General features: G+C 67.8%; 16 protein-coding genes. 7 read left to right on the top strand and 9 right to left on the bottom strand.

Features of this window, described 5'->3' with window-relative positions; all coding sequences use genetic code 11:
* Positions 1–43: 43 nt before the first annotated feature.
* The 6 genes from KIT25_03980 to KIT25_03955 all read left to right on the top strand — a co-directional run bounded on the left by KIT25_03980 (position 44) and on the right by KIT25_03955 (position 7,487).
* Positions 44–1,372 (top strand): FAD-binding oxidoreductase, encoded by a 1,329-nt coding sequence (locus tag KIT25_03980; protein ID UYN96114.1) that lies wholly within the window; start codon positions 44–46, stop codon positions 1,370–1,372.
* Between the two features lie 977 nt (positions 1,373–2,349).
* Positions 2,350–3,219 (top strand): xanthine dehydrogenase family protein subunit M, encoded by an 870-nt coding sequence (locus KIT25_03975; protein ID UYN96113.1) that lies wholly within the window; start codon positions 2,350–2,352, stop codon positions 3,217–3,219.
* A 3-nt stretch (positions 3,220–3,222) separates the two neighbouring features.
* Positions 3,223–3,705, top strand: a complete 483-nt coding sequence (locus KIT25_03970; GenBank protein ID UYN96112.1) for a (2Fe-2S)-binding protein — start codon at positions 3,223–3,225, stop codon at positions 3,703–3,705.
* The gene (locus tag KIT25_03965; GenBank protein ID UYN96111.1) at positions 3,702–5,984 is read left to right on the top strand and encodes a xanthine dehydrogenase family protein molybdopterin-binding subunit; all 2,283 of its coding nucleotides are present in this window, start codon (positions 3,702–3,704) and stop codon (positions 5,982–5,984) included. The genes KIT25_03970 and KIT25_03965 overlap by 4 nt, the downstream gene beginning before the upstream one ends.
* 18 nt (positions 5,985–6,002) lie before the next feature.
* Positions 6,003–6,572 carry a thermonuclease family protein gene (locus KIT25_03960; GenBank protein ID UYN96110.1) on the top strand — a complete coding sequence of 190 codons (570 nt, stop codon included), beginning with the start codon at positions 6,003–6,005 and terminating at the stop codon, positions 6,570–6,572.
* Between the two features lie 30 nt (positions 6,573–6,602).
* Positions 6,603–7,487 carry a branched-chain amino acid ABC transporter permease gene (locus tag KIT25_03955; protein ID UYN96109.1) on the top strand — a complete coding sequence of 295 codons (885 nt, stop codon included), beginning with the start codon at positions 6,603–6,605 and terminating at the stop codon, positions 7,485–7,487.
* Positions 7,488–7,506: 19 nt separating this feature from the next.
* Here KIT25_03955 and KIT25_03950 read toward each other — a convergent pair whose 3' ends face one another.
* Genes KIT25_03950 through KIT25_03940 form a run of 3 tightly spaced genes read right to left on the bottom strand, consistent with a single transcriptional unit; the run spans position 7,507 to position 10,891 of the window.
* Positions 7,507–8,427, bottom strand: a complete 921-nt coding sequence (locus tag KIT25_03950) for a GTP-binding protein (GenBank protein ID UYN96108.1) — start codon at positions 8,425–8,427, stop codon at positions 7,507–7,509.
* Positions 8,424–10,073 carry an amidohydrolase gene (locus tag KIT25_03945; protein ID UYN96107.1) on the bottom strand — a complete coding sequence of 550 codons (1,650 nt, stop codon included), beginning with the start codon at positions 10,071–10,073 and terminating at the stop codon, positions 8,424–8,426. Before KIT25_03945 ends, KIT25_03950 begins: the two co-directional genes overlap by 4 nt.
* A gap of 23 nt (positions 10,074–10,096) precedes the next feature.
* Positions 10,097–10,891 carry a hypothetical protein gene (locus KIT25_03940; GenBank protein ID UYN96106.1) on the bottom strand — a complete coding sequence of 265 codons (795 nt, stop codon included), beginning with the start codon at positions 10,889–10,891 and terminating at the stop codon, positions 10,097–10,099.
* Positions 10,892–11,176: 285 nt separating this feature from the next.
* On the opposite strand from KIT25_03940, the gene KIT25_03935 reads away from it, so the two are divergent.
* Complete coding sequence (locus KIT25_03935) at positions 11,177–11,998, top strand: methyltransferase, TIGR04325 family (GenBank protein ID UYN96105.1); 822 nt, start codon at positions 11,177–11,179, stop codon at positions 11,996–11,998.
* A 485-nt stretch (positions 11,999–12,483) separates the two neighbouring features.
* Here KIT25_03935 and KIT25_03930 read toward each other — a convergent pair whose 3' ends face one another.
* From KIT25_03930 to KIT25_03905, 6 genes are all read right to left on the bottom strand, one after another.
* Positions 12,484–13,227 (bottom strand): 4'-phosphopantetheinyl transferase superfamily protein, encoded by a 744-nt coding sequence (locus tag KIT25_03930; protein UYN96104.1) that lies wholly within the window; start codon positions 13,225–13,227, stop codon positions 12,484–12,486.
* 109 nt (positions 13,228–13,336) lie between these two features.
* On the bottom strand, positions 13,337–14,569 hold the full coding sequence (locus KIT25_03925) for a flavin-dependent oxidoreductase (GenBank protein UYN96103.1): 1,233 nt from the start codon (positions 14,567–14,569) through the stop codon (positions 13,337–13,339).
* Positions 14,570–14,822: 253 nt separating this feature from the next.
* Positions 14,823–15,317, bottom strand: coding sequence for a hypothetical protein (locus KIT25_03920; protein UYN96102.1), 495 nt, complete (start codon positions 15,315–15,317; stop codon positions 14,823–14,825).
* Between the two features lie 97 nt (positions 15,318–15,414).
* Positions 15,415–15,909, bottom strand: a complete 495-nt coding sequence (locus tag KIT25_03915; GenBank protein UYN96101.1) for a hypothetical protein — start codon at positions 15,907–15,909, stop codon at positions 15,415–15,417.
* A 148-nt stretch (positions 15,910–16,057) separates the two neighbouring features.
* Positions 16,058–16,438, bottom strand: a complete 381-nt coding sequence (locus KIT25_03910; GenBank protein UYN96100.1) for a hypothetical protein — start codon at positions 16,436–16,438, stop codon at positions 16,058–16,060.
* Positions 16,439–16,578: 140 nt separating this feature from the next.
* Positions 16,579–17,526: a replication-relaxation family protein gene (locus KIT25_03905; GenBank protein UYN96099.1), complete on the bottom strand. Its 948-nt coding sequence runs from the start codon at positions 17,524–17,526 to the stop codon at positions 16,579–16,581.
* Positions 17,527–17,620 lie beyond the last annotated feature (94 nt).

Below are 17,620 nucleotides of genomic sequence, written 5' to 3'. Positions count from 1 at the left end.
CATCACCCTCGCCACGCGAATGTCCAGCGTCAGGGGCCCGTGCGTGTCGCCACCCGTTCAGAGAATCCCGAGCAACGAGACGCTTCCTGCCGAGAGCGACGTCGTGGTGATCGGTGCAGGCATGGCCGGCACCGCCGCCGCCTACTTTCTCGCCAGGAAAGGCGTGTCCGTCGCGCTGCTGGACAAGGGTCATGTCGGCGGCGAGCAGAGCAGCCGCAACTGGGGATGGTGCCGCCAGCAGCACCGCGATCTGCGCGAACTGCCGCTCGCCATGCACAGTCTCGAGATCTGGGGCAGACTCAGCACGGAAATCGGGCTGGAAACCGGCTTCCGACGCACCGGCCTCCTCTATGTCACGACGCGGCCGGCCGACTTCGCCATGTGGGAAGAGTGGACGCTGCGCGCGCGCGAATACCAGATGCACAGCCAGGTGCTCGGCGCCGCCGAAGCCAAGGCGATGACGCCCGGCAGCTCGACGCAATGGATCGGCGGCGTGCATTCGCCGGCCGATGGGCGCGCCGAACCCTCGTTGGCCGCGCCCGCCATCGCCGAGGGCGCGAGGCGTCTCGGCGTCACGATTCACCAGGAGTGCGCCGCGCGCGGTCTCGACATCGCAGCCGGCCGCGTGGCCGGAGTCGTCACCGAGCAGGGCCGCATCCGCACACGCTCTGTATTGCTGGCAGGGGGCGCGTGGGCGTCAATGTTCTGCCGCCATCACGGCATCCGCCTGCCGCAGGCCAGTGTGCGCTCGACCTCGTTCTCGACGAAAGCGGCACCGCAGGTGACCGAAGGCGGCCTGTCGATGCCCGACGTGACCATCCGCCGCCGACTCGACGGCGGCTACACGGTCGGGCTGGGCGGCCGCGGCCTGCTCGAACTGACGCCGCAGGGCCTGCTTTATTCTCGCGAATTCTGGCGCACCTTCCGAAAGCGGCACTGGGGACTCACCGTGTCGATCGGCCGCTCGTTCCTCGATGGCCCCGAATCCTTCGCCCGCTGGGCGCTTGACGGCATCTCGCCCTTCGAGCGCCATCGGGTGCTCGATCCGGCGGCCGACCCGGCACTGGTGCGACTCGGGCTCGCCCGGCTCGCCGAACACTACCCGGCACTCGCCGGCCTCGAGGTGGCGGCCAGTTGGGGCGGCCTGATCGATTCGACACCGGACGGCATCCCGGTCATCTCGGCGGTCGACAGCCTGCCCGGTCTCTTCCTGTCGACCGGCTTCACCGGCCATGGCTTCGGCATCGGCCCCGGCGCCGGCCGGCTGGCGGCCGACATCGTCGCCGGCGACCCACCGATCGTCGATCCCCGACCCTTCCGCTACAGCCGCATGATCGACGGCACCGACCTCGGCGAGCCGGGCATGTTTTGAGTCCCCTTCGGCTCGATCGCCGCCGTGGCCATCGTCATTATCATCGGCGACTCGGAGAGTCAGATTCGCGCTCGGCGCCGGAATCGGGGGGTCGAATCGCCCTCCGATGCAGACGCCATCGGCATCGGACCGAATCCATCGACCCGATTAGGTGCTCGCCGGTGCGTCGAGGTAAAATACGCGCATGAGCACCATGACCACACCCGGCCGCGAGGGCCGCGCGGGATTTCCCGTATCGACGTTCTGCTTCGCCAATCGTCCGCCGACCCGTCCTCCCGACCCGTGACCGGAGGTTTCCGCAGTTCCCGCAGTTTGCGCAACGCATTCCGGCAGAGAGCAGGCACACCACCCTGAGGGCATCTCGGGCGGGTGCCCGCGACGTCGATTGTCCGGCGACACCCCGCCGGAGGTTTGCGAGGTTTCCGAGGTTTCCGAGATCGATTTCCGCGATTTGCGCGATTTCCGCGACGGGGTGCCCCCCAAAAGTGAGACAGGGAAACTCCGGCAACTCCGGCCGGCGTTTTTGCTCGTGTGCATGCGGTCTTTCCGATCGGCCGGCAGGCCACGACGTCTGTCGCCCCGATCGCACACATCCACACGCACCGGCTCTGGGTGACGACCGGGCGCGAGGGCGGACCTGTCCCTACATCTGGAGCGAGGACGAATTAATTGCCGTTTTTTAATTCGGCCAGCTCAACATCTGGGCGCTGCGCGACGTTCGAGTGCCGGAAGACGGCGCTCCCTTGCACCCGGGTTCTCCGCGGGTCGGTACCGTTTCCATGAGCCGTTTCCCGTCGAGCGAGAGGACGCCGACGCACGCGTTCCCTGTCGTACCCCCATTCGCGATGTTCAATACATTCGGAACGAGGGCTCGCCACGCGGCATGGAGGCAAAGCGCCTTGCTGCCGGACAACCTTCCGGCCTACGCTCCAGCCAACGAGAGTTTCAGGCGACGGAAAAGGATTACGGTACGAACCATGACGGACACACAATATGTAGCGCCGCGGACGCTCGACGAAGCGGTCAAGGCCTTCGCCGCCGCCGCCGGAAGCGCCCGCATCCTGGCCGGAGGCACCGACCTGCTGGTCCAGATGAGGTCTGGCGTCGTCCGGCCCACGCTCTTCGTCGACATCAAGAAGATCGCCGAGATGACGGCCATCGAAGAGATCGCCGGCGGTGGCTTCCGGATCGGCGCCGCGGTGTCGGGCGCCGCCATGCGCGAGCATCCCAAGCTCAAGAAGGCCTGGCCGGGCGTTGTCGAGGCCACGAACCTGATCGGCTCGACTCAGATCCAGGGCCGCGCCACGCCGGGCGGTAACCTGTGCAACGCCTCCCCGGCCGGCGACAGCGTGCCGGCCATGGTCGCGGCCGGCGCCATCGTCACCATCCAGGGCCCCAAGGGGCGGCGTGAGCTGGCCGTCGAAAAGGTGCCGGCGGGCCCGGGCAAGCTCAACCTGACTCCGGGCGAGATCGTCGTCAGCTTCACCCTGCCGGCGCGGCCCAAGGGCTCGAGCGATGCCTACCTGCGCATGATCCCGCGCACCGAGATGGACATCGCCGTCGTCGGCTGCGGCGTCAGCCTCACCCTCGATAAGGGCACCGTCACCGCCGCCCGCGTCGGGCTGGGCGCCGTGGCGCCCACCGTACTTCTGGTCGAGGAGGCGGCGAAGGCGCTGATCGGCTCCAAGCTCGACGCCGCCGCGCTCGACAAGGCCGCCAAGGCGTGCAGCGCCGCCTGCCGTCCGATCGACGACAAGCGCGGCACCATCGCCTACCGCACCAAGGTCGCGGGCGTGCTGCTCAAGCGCACCGCCACCATCGCCGCCGAGCGCGCCGGGAGAAACTGAGACATGGCCAAACAGCACGTAACCACCACCATCAACGGCGAGCCGATGGAGTTCCTCTGCGACGCCGACCAAAGCATGCTCGACGTGCTGCGCGGGCCGCTCGGCCTGACCGGCAGCAAGGAAGGCTGCGGCTCGGGCGACTGCGGCGCCTGCACGATCACGGTGAACGGCCGCATCGTCTGCTCCTGCCTCATGCTGGCCGCCGAGGCCGAAGGCCAGGAGCTCGGCACCATCGAGGGCATGGCCCAAGGCGGCGAGTTCCATCCGCTGCAGCAGAAGTTCCTCGAGCTGGCGGCCCTGCAGTGCGGCATCTGCACGCCCGGCGTGCTGATGGCCGCCAAGTCCCTGCTCGAGCGCAATCCCGATCCGACCGAGCACGACGTGCGTTTCTGGCTCGCCGGCAACCTGTGCCGCTGCACGGGTTACGACAAGATCGTTCGTGCCGTCATGGAAACCGCCGCCGACATGAAGGAGGCCCGCCGATGAACAACCCGATCACCGCCCCCGACAACAAGTGGATCGGCAAGCGCACGATCCGTCCCGACGGCGCCGACAAGGTGACCGGCCGCGCCGCCTATGCCGCCGACACCAACATGCCCGGCATGATCTGGGGCAAGGTGCTGCGCAGCCCGCATCCGCACGCCCGCATCAAGTCGATCGACACCACCAAGGCCGAGGCGCTGGCCGGCGTGAAGGCGGTGGTGACGTCGAAGGACATCGTCGACTTCCCGATCGAGAAGGGCCCGCTGATGCTGGGCATCCAGGACATGCGCTGGATGTGCCGCAACGTCATGGCGCGCGAGAAGGCGCTGTTCCACGGCCATCCCGTCGCCGCCGTCGCCGCCATCTCCGAGAAGATCGCCGCCGAGGCGTGCAAGCTGATCGAGGTCGAGTACGAAGTGCTGCCCTGGGTCATCGAGATCGAGGACGCCATCAAGCCCGACGCGCCGATTCTGCACGAGTTCAACAAGGTCGACGGCAAGCCGTCGAACATCACCGGCAAGCTCGAGCACAAGCTGGGCGACATCGACGAGGGCTTCAAGCAGGCCGACGTAGTCGTCGAGCGCAGCTTCAAGACCCGGCCGGTCCATCAGGGCTACATCGAGCCGCATGCCTGCCTGGTCAGCGTCGTCGACGGCAAGGCCACGATCTGGAGCTCGAGCCAGGGCCAATTCATGGTCCGCGCCATGTGCACGTACCTGACGGGCATCCCCCAGAGCGACATCCGCGCCATTCCCGCCGAGATCGGCGGCGGCTTCGGCGGCAAGACCATCGTCTATCTCGAACCGGTGGCGCTGCTGCTGGCGAAGAAGTCCGGCCGTCCGGTCAAGATGGTGATGACGCGCGAGGAGGTGTTCCGCGCGTCCGGCCCGACCTCCGGATCGATGAGCACGGTCAAGATCGGCGCCACCAAGGACGGCAAGATCGTCGCGGCCAAGGGCGTCTTCTACCTGCAGGCCGGCGGATTGCCCGGCTCGCCGATCCGCGGCGCCGCGGGTTGCGCCTTTGCGCCCTACAACATCCCGAATGTCCTGTCGCAGGGCTTCGACGTGGTCTCCAACCGGTCCAAGGTCGCGGCCTATCGCGCGCCTGGCGCGCCGATCGGAGCCTACGCCGTGGAGTGCGTGCTCGACGAGGTCGCCGAGAAGCTCAAGATGGATCCGCTCGAGCTGCGCCTGAAGAATGCCGCCAAGCAGGGCACCAAGGCGGCGCACGGCCCGGTCTATCCCGTGATCGGCTATGAGGAGACGATCAAGCAGGCGATGGCGCATCCCCACTACAAGTCCAAGCTCGAGAAGTCGAAGAACGGCTTCCTGCGCGGCCGCGGCGTCGCCTCGGGCTTCTGGTTCAACGCGCCCGGCGAATCGAGCGCGCAGGTCAACATCGCCGAGGACGGGACCGTGGTGGTGGTCACCGGCCATCCCGACATCGGCGGCAGCCGCGCCTCGACGGCCAACATCGTCGCCGAGCTGCTCGGCATCGACTACAAGAAGGTCTCGGTGCTGATCGGCGACACCAGCGTCATCGGCTTCTCCAACCTGACCGGCGGCAGCCGGGTCACCTACGCCTCGGCGATCGTGGCGACGCAATCGACCGAGCAGGTGATCGTGCAGCTCAGGGAACGCGCCGCCAAGATCTGGAAGATCGATCCCGAGGCCGTGACCTGGGAGAACGGCGAGGCGCGACCGGCTGGCGACAACGCCGGAAAGTTCGAGCCGCTGACGCTCGCCCAGCTCGCTGCCCAGGCCAACGCCACTGGCGGCCCGATCGGCGCCGGCCGGCAGCTCAACACGACGGGCGCCGAGGGCGGCTTCGCCACCCACATCTGCGACGTCGAGGTCGACCCCGACCTCGGCATCGTGCGCGTGCTGCGTTACACCTCGTTCCAGGACGTCGGCCGCGCCATCCATCCGGCGTACGTCGAAGGGCAGATGCAGGGCGGCGCCGCCCAGGGCATCGGTTGGGCGCTCAGCGAGGAGTACATCTACGACAAGACCGGGAAACTCGACAACGCGAGCTTCCTCGACTACCGCATGCCGGTGACATCGGACCTGCCGATGCTCGACAACGTCATCATCGAGATCCCCAACCCGAAACATCCGCAAGGCGTGCGCGGCGTCGGCGAGGTCCCGCTGGTGCCGCCGCTCTCGGCGGTGTCGAACGCCGTCTACGACGCACTCGGCAAGCGTTTCTACGCCCTGCCGATGTCGCCGCCGAAGGTGCTCGAGGCGCTCGACGACGGCATGAAGAAAGCGGCCGACTGAGGCCGCCGCGTTCCTGTCGTGAAAAGGGGCCTCGCCCTTCTCACCTTGGCGGGTGTCGCGCTGGCGGCACCCGCGACCGCCCAGCCGTCGAACCGGATGGCCGAGTGCTCGGCCTTCCTCGACGAGCTGCCCGCGACCTGGCAGGGCAAGGGCTTCGCCGTCGATGGCGGCACGCTCGTCGGGCTGGGACTCAAGCCGCAGATCCGGTTGTGGGGCATCCAGGCGCCCGAGCTGACGAACCGTCAGACCGGCGAGGAGACCGTTCCCGGCATGCGCGCCCGCGCCGCGCTCGAGGACATCCTCGCCGCCGCCGATCGCGGGCTCACCTGCAGGTTCGCAGGATGGGACCGGTCATGCCGCGCGGTCGCGCAATGCACCGTCGTGGCGGAAATGCCGGCGGGCAGCCGGCCGCAACCGCACGACGTGGCCCTGCGCCTGCTCGAAGACGGCATGGTCTATGGCGCAGGTCTGGGCGCGGCGATGGCCGGCGATGCGACGGCCAGCGAGCGCTACGCGCACCACGAATCGCTTGCCCGCAAGGCCGGCAAGGGATTGTGGCCGCTCTGGCTGGGCGCCAAGACGCCCTGAGCGGCGTCGCTTGAGATCCGATCGGCGGCGATGGCGTTCTTCCTGGCGTTGCTGATCGACGGCGCGCTGGCCGGTGCGATCTACACGCTGATCGCGCTCGCCTTCGTGCTCGTCTACAAAGCCTCGAGGATGATCAACTTTGCCCTGGGCGAGTGGATCATGGTGGCCGCGGCGCTCGCCGGCACGGGCGTCCATGTGCTCGATCTCGGGCCGATCGGCGCCGTCGTCTTCGCGTCGGCCGTCATGGTCGCGCTGGCAGTTGGTTTCAGCCGGCTCGTCATGGGCCGCCTCGTCGGCCGCCCCGCCATCGCCGCGATCATGGTCACGCTGGGACTCGGCATGGCGATGCGCGGCGTCTACCCGCCGCTGTTCGGCGGCACGCCGGCGATGCTGCCCCCGACGCTCCTGAAGGAACCGCTGATGGTCGGCGACCTTGCGATCGCGACCGACAAGCTCGTCGCCGCGGCGCTCGCCATCCTGTGCACCGGTCTCGTCGGCTTGTTCTACCGCTACAGCCGCACCGGCGTCGCCCTCCAGGCGATGGCCGACGACCCGCAGGCGGCGGCTGCGGTCGGAATAGACGTCGACAGGCACCTCGCGATCGCCTGGGCGATGGCCGGCGTGGTGGCGGTGATCGCCGGCGTGCTGTGGGTGTTCGTGGCCGGCAGCGGCTTCGGCGTGGCGCTGGTCGGGCTGAAAGTGTTTCCCATCGTCATCATCGGCGGCCTCGACAGCATCGGCGGAACGATCGTCGCGGCGATCGCCATCGGCATCCTGGAGAGCCTCGGCGCCGGCTATCTGGACGAACGGCTGGGCAGCGGCTTCGGCAGCATCGTGCCCTATTTCGTGCTGCTGGCCATGTTGGCGTTGCGCCCGCACGGGCTGTTCGGTCGCGCCCGCATCGAGCGCGTGTAGGCGGCGCGCCGACGACCGGTCAATTCTGCACGATCGACCGGAGTGCCGCGACATCGAGCCGACCGCGCAGACCGATGGCGACCAGCCTTCCGGTGCGGGCGCCGGCGGGCGCGGGATCGATCCCGTAGCGTCCGCCGACGACGTGGAGCGCGGTCTTGCGGCCGTCCGCTCCCTCCACGATCGCCTTGGCGCGCAACAACCCAAGCCCGGGCGCGGTTAGCCGTCGCGCCAGCGCCTCCGCGTCGACTGCGACCGGCACCGCGACCTCCACCGATTCGTAGAGTGCCGCCGCATCGGGCGCGCCCGGCGTCCGCAGGATCGACGACGGCCGGTCAGCCGGCGCATCGCGCAGGCCGAGCACGAGATCGGGCGTGATGTCGGCGCGTACGGCCGTCACCGCCCGGGCGTGGGGGACCTCCTGCGACAGCCATATCGCCAGGGCTTCTCGCGTCGTCTCTTCGACCAGATCGCACCGATTGAGCACGACGAGGTCGGCGGCTTCGAGTTGGCGGCGGATCGTGTCGCCGAGATAAGCGTCGTCCGCCCGCTCGCGGACCGTGCCGGCATCGGCCAGAACGACGACGCCGTCGATGCGGTAGACCGGCAGCAGGGTGACGGCGCTGGCCACCATGCCGGGCAGCGCCACGCCGCTGGCTTCCAGCACGACGCCCTCGATGCCCGGCAACCGCGCCGGCAGGTTTGCCAGCGCCTCCATGAGGTCGGAGCCGTAGTTGCAGCAGACGCAGCCACCCGCGAGTTCCACCGTGTCGCCGTCGGACGCGACGATCAGGTCGCGGTCGATCGGCACGGCGCCGAAATCGTTGACCAGCACGGCAAGCCGCCGTCCGTCGGCGCCGCGCAGCAGATTGTTGACCAGTGTCGTCTTGCCGGCGCCGAGATAGCCGCCGATCACCGTGACCGGCAGTCGCGGAGCCGTCATGCCTCGCCGGCGGGGAAGACGCGGCCGTCCTGCACCGTGCCCCAGATGCCGATATCCTTGAGCTGCTCGGGCGCGACTTGCGTCGGATCGTCCTCGAGCACGGCGAAGTCGGCGCGCTTGCCGCATTCGATCGACCCCACCTCGGCATCTAGCCCGAGGGTCCAGGCGGCACCGAGGGTGATGGTGCGCAGCGCGTCGGCGACGGAAATGCGCTCCGTGGTGCCGAGCACGCGTCCGCTCGCGGTCAGCCGGTTGACCGCGCACCACGCCGTGAAGATCGGCCCGAGCGGCGTCACCGGCGCATCGGAGTGAATGGCGAGCGGCACGCCCGATGCGAGCGCCGTGGCGCAGGCGTTCATGCGCATGGCGCGCTCGGGCCCGACCGTCGTCTCGTAGTGCTGGTCGCCCCAATAGAAGTGATGATTGGGAAAGAGGTTCGCGCACATGCCGAGCCGCGCCATACGCCGGAACTGCGCGGCATCGGCGAGCTGGCAATGCTGCAGGGTGAAGCGGTGGTCGCGCGCGGGTTGGTCAAGAAGCGCCTCCTCGAGGCAGTCGAGCGCCATCTCCGTCGCCTGATCGCCGTTGGTATGGCTGTGCACCAGAACGCCGTTACGCAGCGCCAGCCGGTAGAGCTCGCGGATCGACTCGGGCGGCGTGTACCAAAGACCATTTGGTGCACCGTTGTAGTAGCCCGGCCAGCGCAGGCGGGCAGAGAAACCCTGGATCGAACCGTCGACGAAGAGCTTGACCGCCCCCAGCCGCAGGCGATCGGTCGACTGCTTGCGCAACGCCATTGCATGGTCGACCGCCTGCTGCGGTGTCAGGGCCTGGAAGCGGCGGAACGACGCGATGCGCACGGGAAAACGCGCCTCGCCGGTGACGCGCCGCATCATGGCGACGGCGTCGTCGGGCAGCAGGTTGGCCAGATCGGTCGCCGTCGTCACGCCACGCCGCACACACAGGCGCGCGAAGCGCCGCAAGCCGGGCTCGTCGTTGGCGAGACGTTCGCGATCGAAGCCGATATGGCCACCGACAAGCGCCATCGCTTCCGGTCCCTTCAACTCACCCGTCGGCAGGCCGTCGGCGCCGAGCGGCACGCCGGGATGATTGATGCCCGGTCGCAGCAGGCCGGCGATCTCGAGGGCCCGGCTGTTGACGTTGAAGATGTGGCCGCTGGCATGCATCACGCCGACCGGGCGCCCGGCGGACACACGATCGAAGTCGGCGCGCACGACGCGACGGTCGCCATAATAAATCGGATCGAGTCCCCAGCCCGACAGCGGCTCGGTGGACGTCGCCTGGGAATTCTCGGCTTGCCGCAGGCGCGACACCACCTCCTCGATCGACGCGGCGCCCGGCCAGACCTTGCCATCCGGATCCATGCGATCGAAACGGCCGACGTAGGTGTAGTTCCAGAAAGTGCCCTCGCTGGCGTGGCTGTGGCCCTCGACCAGCCCCGGCAGGAGCACCTTGTCGGCGAACCTGTCGTCGAGGGTGTGGGCACCCCACCCGACGAGTTCCTCGAGCGGCCCGACGCCCAGGATGCGGCCCTCGCGCACCGCGACATGGGTCGCCTCGGGACGGGCGGGGTTCATGGTGAGGATTCGGCGGGCGCGGAAGATGGTGACGGAACTCTGACTCATGCGCGCACCCGACTCCTTCGATTTCAACCAAGCCTGAGCAAACTACCATAGCCCTCGACCGCTTCGCGCACCCCGCTCAAGCGCAGGCAGCGCCACAGGCCGGCCTGGTTCGCCGAGACCGCCGGTCGTCCGAGGTCGCGCTCGAGCGCCTCCAGGATGCCGACGCAGCGAAAGCCCGTGCCGGCGATCAGAACGCCGTCGGCGCGCGGCGGGCATGCCGCGCGGATCTGCCGGTAGAGCGGCTCGATCTCCTGGGCGAACCCCAGCCCCTGCCCGTAGAGATCGCCGGGCGCGAGGTCGCGCCACTTGCGCCCGGGATCCATGCGCAGATGCGCCGCCGGTTCGATCCCCTGCTCCCGGTAGTAGCGCAGCGCGGCGGCGATCGTGTCGTCGGGGAACCACGGCGGCAACACCAGGAGGGGATGCGTGATGCCCGCGGCGCGCAGGGCCATCAGCGTGTCGAGCCCGTTGGTCGTGACGTTCACGCCGTTGCCGAGCTCGGCCGCGAGGCGGGCGATCACCGCCTCGTCCCATCCCTTGCCGCCCACGACGCTGCTCGAAGTGTGCGCGACCGTCACCGCCGACAGCTGCATTGCGGCGAACTGCCGGCAGCCGCGGTCCAGGTCGGCCGCGAGCTCGACGCCGGCCCGGTCGGCCGACCAGGATGCCCACGGCGCCTTCGCCGTCACTCGGGCGGCGTGAACGGAAACGCCGGCGGGCGCCATCGCCCACCATTCCGCTTCCGGCACCGCCTCGCTGGCGACGATGAACAGGCCGATACGGGCGCGCCAGCCCCAATTGTCCTTGCCGAGCGACATGCCGAAGGGCCGCCGGGACGGCGTCAGCCCATCTTCCGGATGATGCCCTTCAGGGCGTCGCCCCTCTCCTTCATCATCGTGCTCTGCATCTGGATAATGGTCCCGAAGTCTTGACCGATGGTGTCCAATGTCACGGGCATTCTGGTCTCCTGTTCGCTCGACCGGCCCCGGTCAGGCCCGATCAACCTAGCACCGTTCGCCGCTCCCGGGCATGCCGCCTCGGCGAGCCTGCCGGCATCCTCGACGAATCGCGGTCGCCCCGGCATTCGTGTAGCGTATCGTCCAATGGAGCTCCTTGCCGAAGCAGAATGGGTCGCCGGTTCCGGTTTCGTCGCCGCGCTGCGCCACCAGATGAAGATCGCAGCCCTGACCGCCATCGGCCGCTACCGCGCCCTCGCCCCGGACACCCTGCGCTTTCGCGGCGCCTTCGCCTCGCACGAGGAGGCCCTGAAGAACGTGCGGCCGGGCAAGCTGCGGGGCTACGACAACGACGACGTCACCGAGGTCTCGAAGGAGCTGATGCAGCAGGTCCCGCTGTGGGACTATCCGATCCTCTACTGGCTGAAGCGACTGTCCGCCGAGCCGATCCACGTGGTCGACGCCGGCGGCCACATCGGGGTGAAGTATCGCGCCTTCGAGCCCTATCTCGATCTCGCGCGGATCGAGTGGACCGTCTACGACCTGCCGGCGCTGGTCCGGGCCGGACGCAAGCAGGCGCGACCCACCGACCGGACCCTGTCCTTCGTCGAGCGCCTCGAGGACGCCGCCCCCGCCGACGTCCTGCTGGCGTCGGGGCTGATGCCCTATCTCGACCGGCCCCTGCCGGAACTGGTCCGGCGCCTGCGCCGGTTGCCGCGCCACATCCTTCTCAACAAGGTCGTGACGCGCGATGGCCCCACCGTGGTGACGCTGGAAAATTTCCGGGTCGCCGAAGTGCCCTATCACGTTCGCGACGAGCGCGAGGTGCCGCAGGCGCTCGACGGGCTCGGCTACGACATCGTCGACCGCTGGACGATCGATTCCCAGACGCACCGGATCGAGACCCATCCCGAATTGGGACCGGCCTTCTACCGCGGCTACGCCGCCCGGCGACGCCGGGACGACTGACCCTACCGGTTGCATTCGCGCCGACCCGAACCGCTACGACCCCCGTCGCGGAAATCGCGGAAATCGCGGAAATCGATCTCGGAAACCTCGGAAACCTCGCAAACCTCCGGCGGGGTGTCGCCGGACAATCAACGTCGCGAGCACCCGCCCGAGACGCCCTCAGGGTGGTGTGCCTGCTCTCTGCCGGAATGCGTTGCGCAAACTGCGGGAACTGCGGAAACCTCCGGTCACATGTCGGGAGGACGGGTCGGCGGGCGATTGGCAAAGGAGAACGTCGATACGGGAAATCCCGCGCGGCCCTCGCGGCCGGGTGTGGTCAGGGTGCTCATGGGCGCATTTTACCTCGACTCACTGACAAGGACCTAATTCGGTCGATGGATTCCGTCCGATGCCGATGGCGTCTGCATCGGAGGGCGATTCGACCCCCCGATTCCGGCGTCACGGGCGAATCTGACTCTCCCGGCGACGCGATGGGCCTTCGTCGCCTACCCGTCGAGATCGGCCGGACTCAGCCGATGCTCCTGCACGGCGAGCGGCTCATCGGCTCCGTGTCGAACGGCGAGCGACAGCACATGCGCGGTGCCGGCCGAAAGAGAATGAAACTGCCAGTCGCCCGCCCTGTCGCCGAAGCCCGGCTCGAAGGTGACGCGCGGCGGCGACAGCGAGAAGGCGAAGCGATCGAGCGGCAGCGACAGCCCGTCGCCGCGCGCCTTCAGGTACGCCTCCTTGAGCGTCCACAGCCGCAGGAACGTCGCGCGCCGGTCCGCCGGTGCCGTCGCGCGCAGCGTGGCGAGTTCGGCCGGCGCGAAGTAGGACCGGGCGATCTCCATCAGGTCGCCCGGACGCTCCAGCGCTTCGACGTCCACCCCGACCGGGTGATCGAGGGTCGTCGCGCAGGCGACCGCGCCCCGCGTGTGCGAGATGTTGAAGGAGAGGCTTGCCGCATCCTGGCCATGGTCGGGATGCAGCACGGGCTTGCCGTGGCGCCCTGCGGCCAGCCGCCACGCGGCGGCGGGCCGACCGCCGAACGCCTGCAACAGCACGCGCAACAGGGCGTGCGCGGCGACGAACGGACGGCGATCCCGATCGTGGACGAAGCGCACGGCGCGCGCGCGCTCGTCGTCGTCGAGCAGCGCGGCCCAGCGCCTCGACGAATCGTCCGACACGCCTTCCAGCGAAAGCCACCACAGGTCGACGCGACGGTTCGACGGTTTTCGCCACTGGTCCATTGCCACCGCGTACTTCCCGGACGATCTCTTGGCGGGTGCCCGATAGTACTACGCACATCCGCCCGCACCGAAGCGTCTGCGGCAAGATGGGAGACGGGAGTCGTCCGGTCTACGGCGACGGCCTGGGTGCGGCGAAGCCGGCCATCTGGGCATAGCCGCCGACGATGGCTTTCAGCTCCTCGGGCGTGGCGATCCCGGCGAGATCCGTGAAGCCCTGCGGCGCGCGCCGGGCGACGAAATCCACCACCCGCTCCGGCCCACCCTGGCGGTTGCTGGCGACGAGGGCCGCGGTCTTGGGCCGACGGTCCGCGTCATAGGCGGCGAGCGCCTCGCCCGGCGGATGCGCCGCCAGCAGGTCGGCGAGGCAGCGCGCATCGAGGATGGCCTGGGAGGCGCCGTTGCTGCCGACCGGATACATCGGGTGCGCCGCATCGCCGAGCAAGGTGACCCGCCCCTGCGTCCACCACGGCAAGGGATCGCGGTCGCACATCGGATATTCATAGAACTCGCCGGTGGCGCGGATCATGCCCTCGACATCGAGCTGGGGCAGCTTCAGCCGGTGCGAGAACCTCGACACCTCCTCCAGCTTGCCGACGCGCGACCATTTCTGCCGGCGCGGCGGCGGCTGTTCGGGGTCGCCGGCATGCGCGTAGATCACCCAGTTGGTCAGCCGCGTGTCCGGGCTCTTGCCGGGAGCGATGGGATAGAAGACCAGCTTGGCGACCTCGTCGCCGGCAATGAGCATGACATCGCCCGTCTCCAACACCGGATAGTCGAGTGCACCGCGCCACATCTGGATGCCGTTCCAGCGGATGCCGCCGTCCTCGGGATGCAGTTGGGCGCGCAGCACCGAATGGATACCGTCGGCGCCGACCAGAACATCGCCCCGTTCGGTGACGGTGCCCGTCGTCGTGGTGAATTCGGCGGTGACGCCTTCCGCGTCCTGGCTGAAGCCCGCCAGCCGATGCCCCGTGCGGACGCTGTCCTCGGGCAGCCTTCCAAGCGCCGCGCGCCACAGCATTCCGTGCAGGCGGCCGCGATGAACCGAGAATTGCGGCGTGGCGTGACCGGCCCAGGTCCCGCGCAGATCCGACCAGATGGTCTGGCCGAGGTGATTCAGGTAGCGCAGTTCGCGCGTGCGAATGGCGATGCGATCCATCTCCGCCAGCAACCCGAGCTGCTCGAGCTCGGCAATGCCGTGCGGCAAGGTGTTGATGCCGACGCCCAGCTCCTTGACCTCGACCGCCGCCTCGAACACGACGCAGTCGATGCCGCGCCGGTGCAGCATCATCGCCAACACCAGCCCGCCGACGCCACCCCCGGCGATCAGCACGCGGCTCATGCGACACCGCCGCAGCGCAGCGGAACATCCCGTTCACGTGTCATCGGCTTCCCCCACCCCATGCGGCCGTGCAGCGTCCGCAAGCGTCCGCAGTCTAGGAGATTCTCGGGTCGTCGACGAGGAATGGTGCCAGGGGCGTCGTCACATTGAGCCGATAACCCTTTGTCACAACAGATCTTTTTCAGCCCGGGAAATTCGCGTACCCGCAAAAATACCCGCAGTAAGGTTCAGAGCAGCGGTTCGGTGCCGCCTTTCACCGCTCTCGCCGCTTGATCATTGTTGGCCGCCCATTACCTGACCCCAAAATCCGCTGCTCGGTGTAGTTTTTGCCGACCAGCTGGATCACCTTGCCACGCAAGTTAGGCTCTGGTCGCGGATTTAGCCAGTATAGGACGTCATTACTTATGACGGCCCATGTTTGCGCGAATTCTTTTTCCGGCGCGGAGCCTTGCAGCTGCCACTTTCTCACCAGAATCTCTACAATTGACTGGCCCTCCTTTGTCTTTTGTCTCCAAACCTTGCAGCCCCCGTAGGTCACTTCGATCGAGACAAACCGATAGCCGAGATCGAGATCGCCAGAGTAGACCATGCCATCTTTGAAGTGTTCGCAGATTTCAGCGAGCCTACTTGGGCTCACCGCGGGCGCAGCACCCATGTCGATGGGTGGAGTGGCCGTGGACTGCGTGGTGACGCAGCCGCCGAGCACGAGTGCAAGCAGAACGATGGCAGACTTGATGGTGGCGCGCATGGCGACCAACTTTACATAACCTGCGTACTGCGGTCACCGCTCAACAAAACAAGCCCCGGTGCTAGATCGCACCGGGGTCATAGATCGGGTCGCGCAACTATCGCCGCGGACGAAAGACCGCACTCTCAGAACTACCGTCCGTAAAGTGCCATTGCTGTTCGAACGTGCCATCCGACTTCAGAGTGAGGACGGCCTTCTTCGTCTTTCCATCTCCTGGATTAATCCAGATGAGCTGACCTACCGCTACCTCGAAATAGAGTTCGAGACGCTCGCGGCCGCTGAAACTACCGGTGCGATTCCAGTCTACCGTGAGCTTCACCTGCGGGTTACTCCTAACGAAACCGGCAGACTCACACTTCCGGTACACGGCCTCGATGAACAACGTGCCGGTGCCCTTGTCGAGCCTGGCGTCGTACGTCTTGTTCTCGAAGTACTTCGCGCAGAGCGCGCCGATGGGATCGGTCGGCGCGACGGCAGAGGTCGCAACCGCCTGTGGGCCGGTCACGCTCGAACTCGGCGACGTGACACAGCCGCCGAGCACGAGCGCAGCGGACGCAACGATAGACAACGCGTAATTGCGGATGGTGCGCATGGCGACCTCCTTAGCTAGAGTGATCTTTACATAACCTGCGTACTGCGCGGTCACCGCTCAACCAGAACGCGTCGTCGCCGGTGACGGTTTGACTGATCGCCGGAAGAGCGACCTGTAGCGCAATCGCGGCGCTGACAATGACGATGATTCAGGTTGTCGCTGCATCGCGTGCTTGAACCGATAGATCAGTACCGCAATACCGGCACTTCACAGCCTCGGCCTTGATCATCTCGGCGCAGGCCGGGCACTTCTTTTCGGTGGGCAACTTCTCTTCGCGCGCTGCCCCGCAGTGCGGGCAGCTCGACCATTTGTCGGACTTAAAGGGGCGACGGCACGCGCCGCAAACGATGAAGCCGCTGTCGCTCGACCGCTCCCGCGCCGGCACGGCGATCAGCACCAGGAAACCGATGAGCGGGCTGAGCAGCAAGGCCAGCAGGAAGAACCCGCCGCCGCTGCGGCCCTTCTGTCCGGCCGCCCACCCGACGACGCCGGCGAGGACGAGCCACAGGATGATGATCGCGACGTCCATGCTTTACGTGACCGGCGCGCCGACCGGCCAGGCGAGCATATACCATGATGCCCCCTCCCCACGGTTGCATGGTATTGGCCGATGCCACGCCGGGCAAGGAGGAAAGACCATGGTCCCACTGGCTGAAAACCCGCTGACCGTTATCGGTGCAGCCAGACCGTCCGCCCTCCGCTCCGCCATCCGCATCCAATCGGATCGACCTTCTGGAGGGCGCCGAGCGCAGCGAAGAGGAACAGCGAGCCGCCGACGCCGCTCAGCGCCGAATCGGACCTCGCGACTTCCGTCATGGCTTCCAGGCGGCCTTCGTCCGGGACAACGAAGAGCACGCGGAACGTCTTCCAGCCGAAGCGCTTCTCGTGCTGCCGCTCCGCATAGGCCGCCAGATACGACCTGAGTTTTCTGTCGATGCTGGTCTGTCGAATGTCAGTTCGGCTGACCGGCATCGTGCCCCGATCGATTTCCACCATGAAGCAGCGGCGTGAGCCGTCGCGGAAGCGGAGGCCGAAGGCCAGATCGGGTATGACCGCGACGGCATGCAACAACCCGCTCTGGGGCAACCTTGCGTGCAGCGCGAACGGATTGCGTTTGGCGGACGGCGTGCTCGGAAACGAGGCGATCAGCTCCTCGGCGCTGATGAGCTCGAGGTCCGGCTGCCGTTGGACGCCGAGCTGCAAGGCCACCTGGAAATCCATCACCCCGAGCTGGTGCTCGATGAACGGCCGCCCAGCCTCGCGATTCCTGCGGCTCCATTCCGTGCCGCCCTTCGCCGGGTCGTCCTGCGCCAGGAGGCGCGCGCCCTTGTCCGCGAGCGCGTAGACCATCGGCGCCGAGCCCGTGCTCGGGTAGTAGTCGAGCTGCGCCCGCGGCCGGTCGAGGTAGCCGGCATGGAAGAGGAGCCGGAGACGGTCGTTCGTCCGGTCGAGCGAGCGTCCGACCAGCGACGCGATGTGCGTCGACTGCACGAAGCGATAGCGCGCCACCAGGCGCACGATCCGGACGTCGTCCTCCGTCAGCCGGAACGCCGGCGGCACGGCGGCCCGACGGAACCGCGGCAACCTCTGCGGCTTAGGCTGGGCTTCGACTTCCATGGAGCGACTATAGCGGCGCTCGTTCGCTGCCCGCCTTCCGCACCGAAAATGTGATCGTCGCGCGCCGCGCCTCGCCGGCGCACATGGCGCCACC

Origin of the sequence: Enhydrobacter sp. (assembly GCA_025808875.1) — a bacterium.
Classification (GTDB): Bacteria; Pseudomonadota; Alphaproteobacteria; order Reyranellales; family Reyranellaceae; genus Reyranella.
This window is presented reverse-complemented; position numbering and strand designations above follow the sequence as displayed.

Coding starts and splice junctions, on each gene's coding strand:
- KIT25_03975 (UYN96113.1), top strand. CDS start 2,350: ATGACGGACACACAATATGTAGCGCCGCGGACGCTCGACGAAGCGGTC.
- KIT25_03970 (UYN96112.1), top strand. CDS start 3,223: ATGGCCAAACAGCACGTAACCACCACCATCAACGGCGAGCCGATGGAG.
- KIT25_03965 (UYN96111.1), top strand. CDS start 3,702: ATGAACAACCCGATCACCGCCCCCGACAACAAGTGGATCGGCAAGCGC.
- KIT25_03955 (UYN96109.1), top strand. CDS start 6,603: ATGGCGTTCTTCCTGGCGTTGCTGATCGACGGCGCGCTGGCCGGTGCG.
- KIT25_03950 (UYN96108.1), bottom strand. CDS start 8,427: ATGACGGCTCCGCGACTGCCGGTCACGGTGATCGGCGGCTATCTCGGC.
- KIT25_03945 (UYN96107.1), bottom strand. CDS start 10,073: ATGAGTCAGAGTTCCGTCACCATCTTCCGCGCCCGCCGAATCCTCACC.
- KIT25_03940 (UYN96106.1), bottom strand. CDS start 10,891: ATGTCGCTCGGCAAGGACAATTGGGGCTGGCGCGCCCGTATCGGCCTG.
- KIT25_03935 (UYN96105.1), top strand. CDS start 11,177: ATGGAGCTCCTTGCCGAAGCAGAATGGGTCGCCGGTTCCGGTTTCGTC.
- KIT25_03930 (UYN96104.1), bottom strand. CDS start 13,227: ATGGACCAGTGGCGAAAACCGTCGAACCGTCGCGTCGACCTGTGGTGG.
- KIT25_03925 (UYN96103.1), bottom strand. CDS start 14,569: ATGAGCCGCGTGCTGATCGCCGGGGGTGGCGTCGGCGGGCTGGTGTTG.
- KIT25_03920 (UYN96102.1), bottom strand. CDS start 15,317: ATGCGCGCCACCATCAAGTCTGCCATCGTTCTGCTTGCACTCGTGCTC.
- KIT25_03915 (UYN96101.1), bottom strand. CDS start 15,909: ATGCGCACCATCCGCAATTACGCGTTGTCTATCGTTGCGTCCGCTGCG.
- KIT25_03910 (UYN96100.1), bottom strand. CDS start 16,438: ATGGACGTCGCGATCATCATCCTGTGGCTCGTCCTCGCCGGCGTCGTC.
- KIT25_03905 (UYN96099.1), bottom strand. CDS start 17,526: ATGGAAGTCGAAGCCCAGCCTAAGCCGCAGAGGTTGCCGCGGTTCCGT.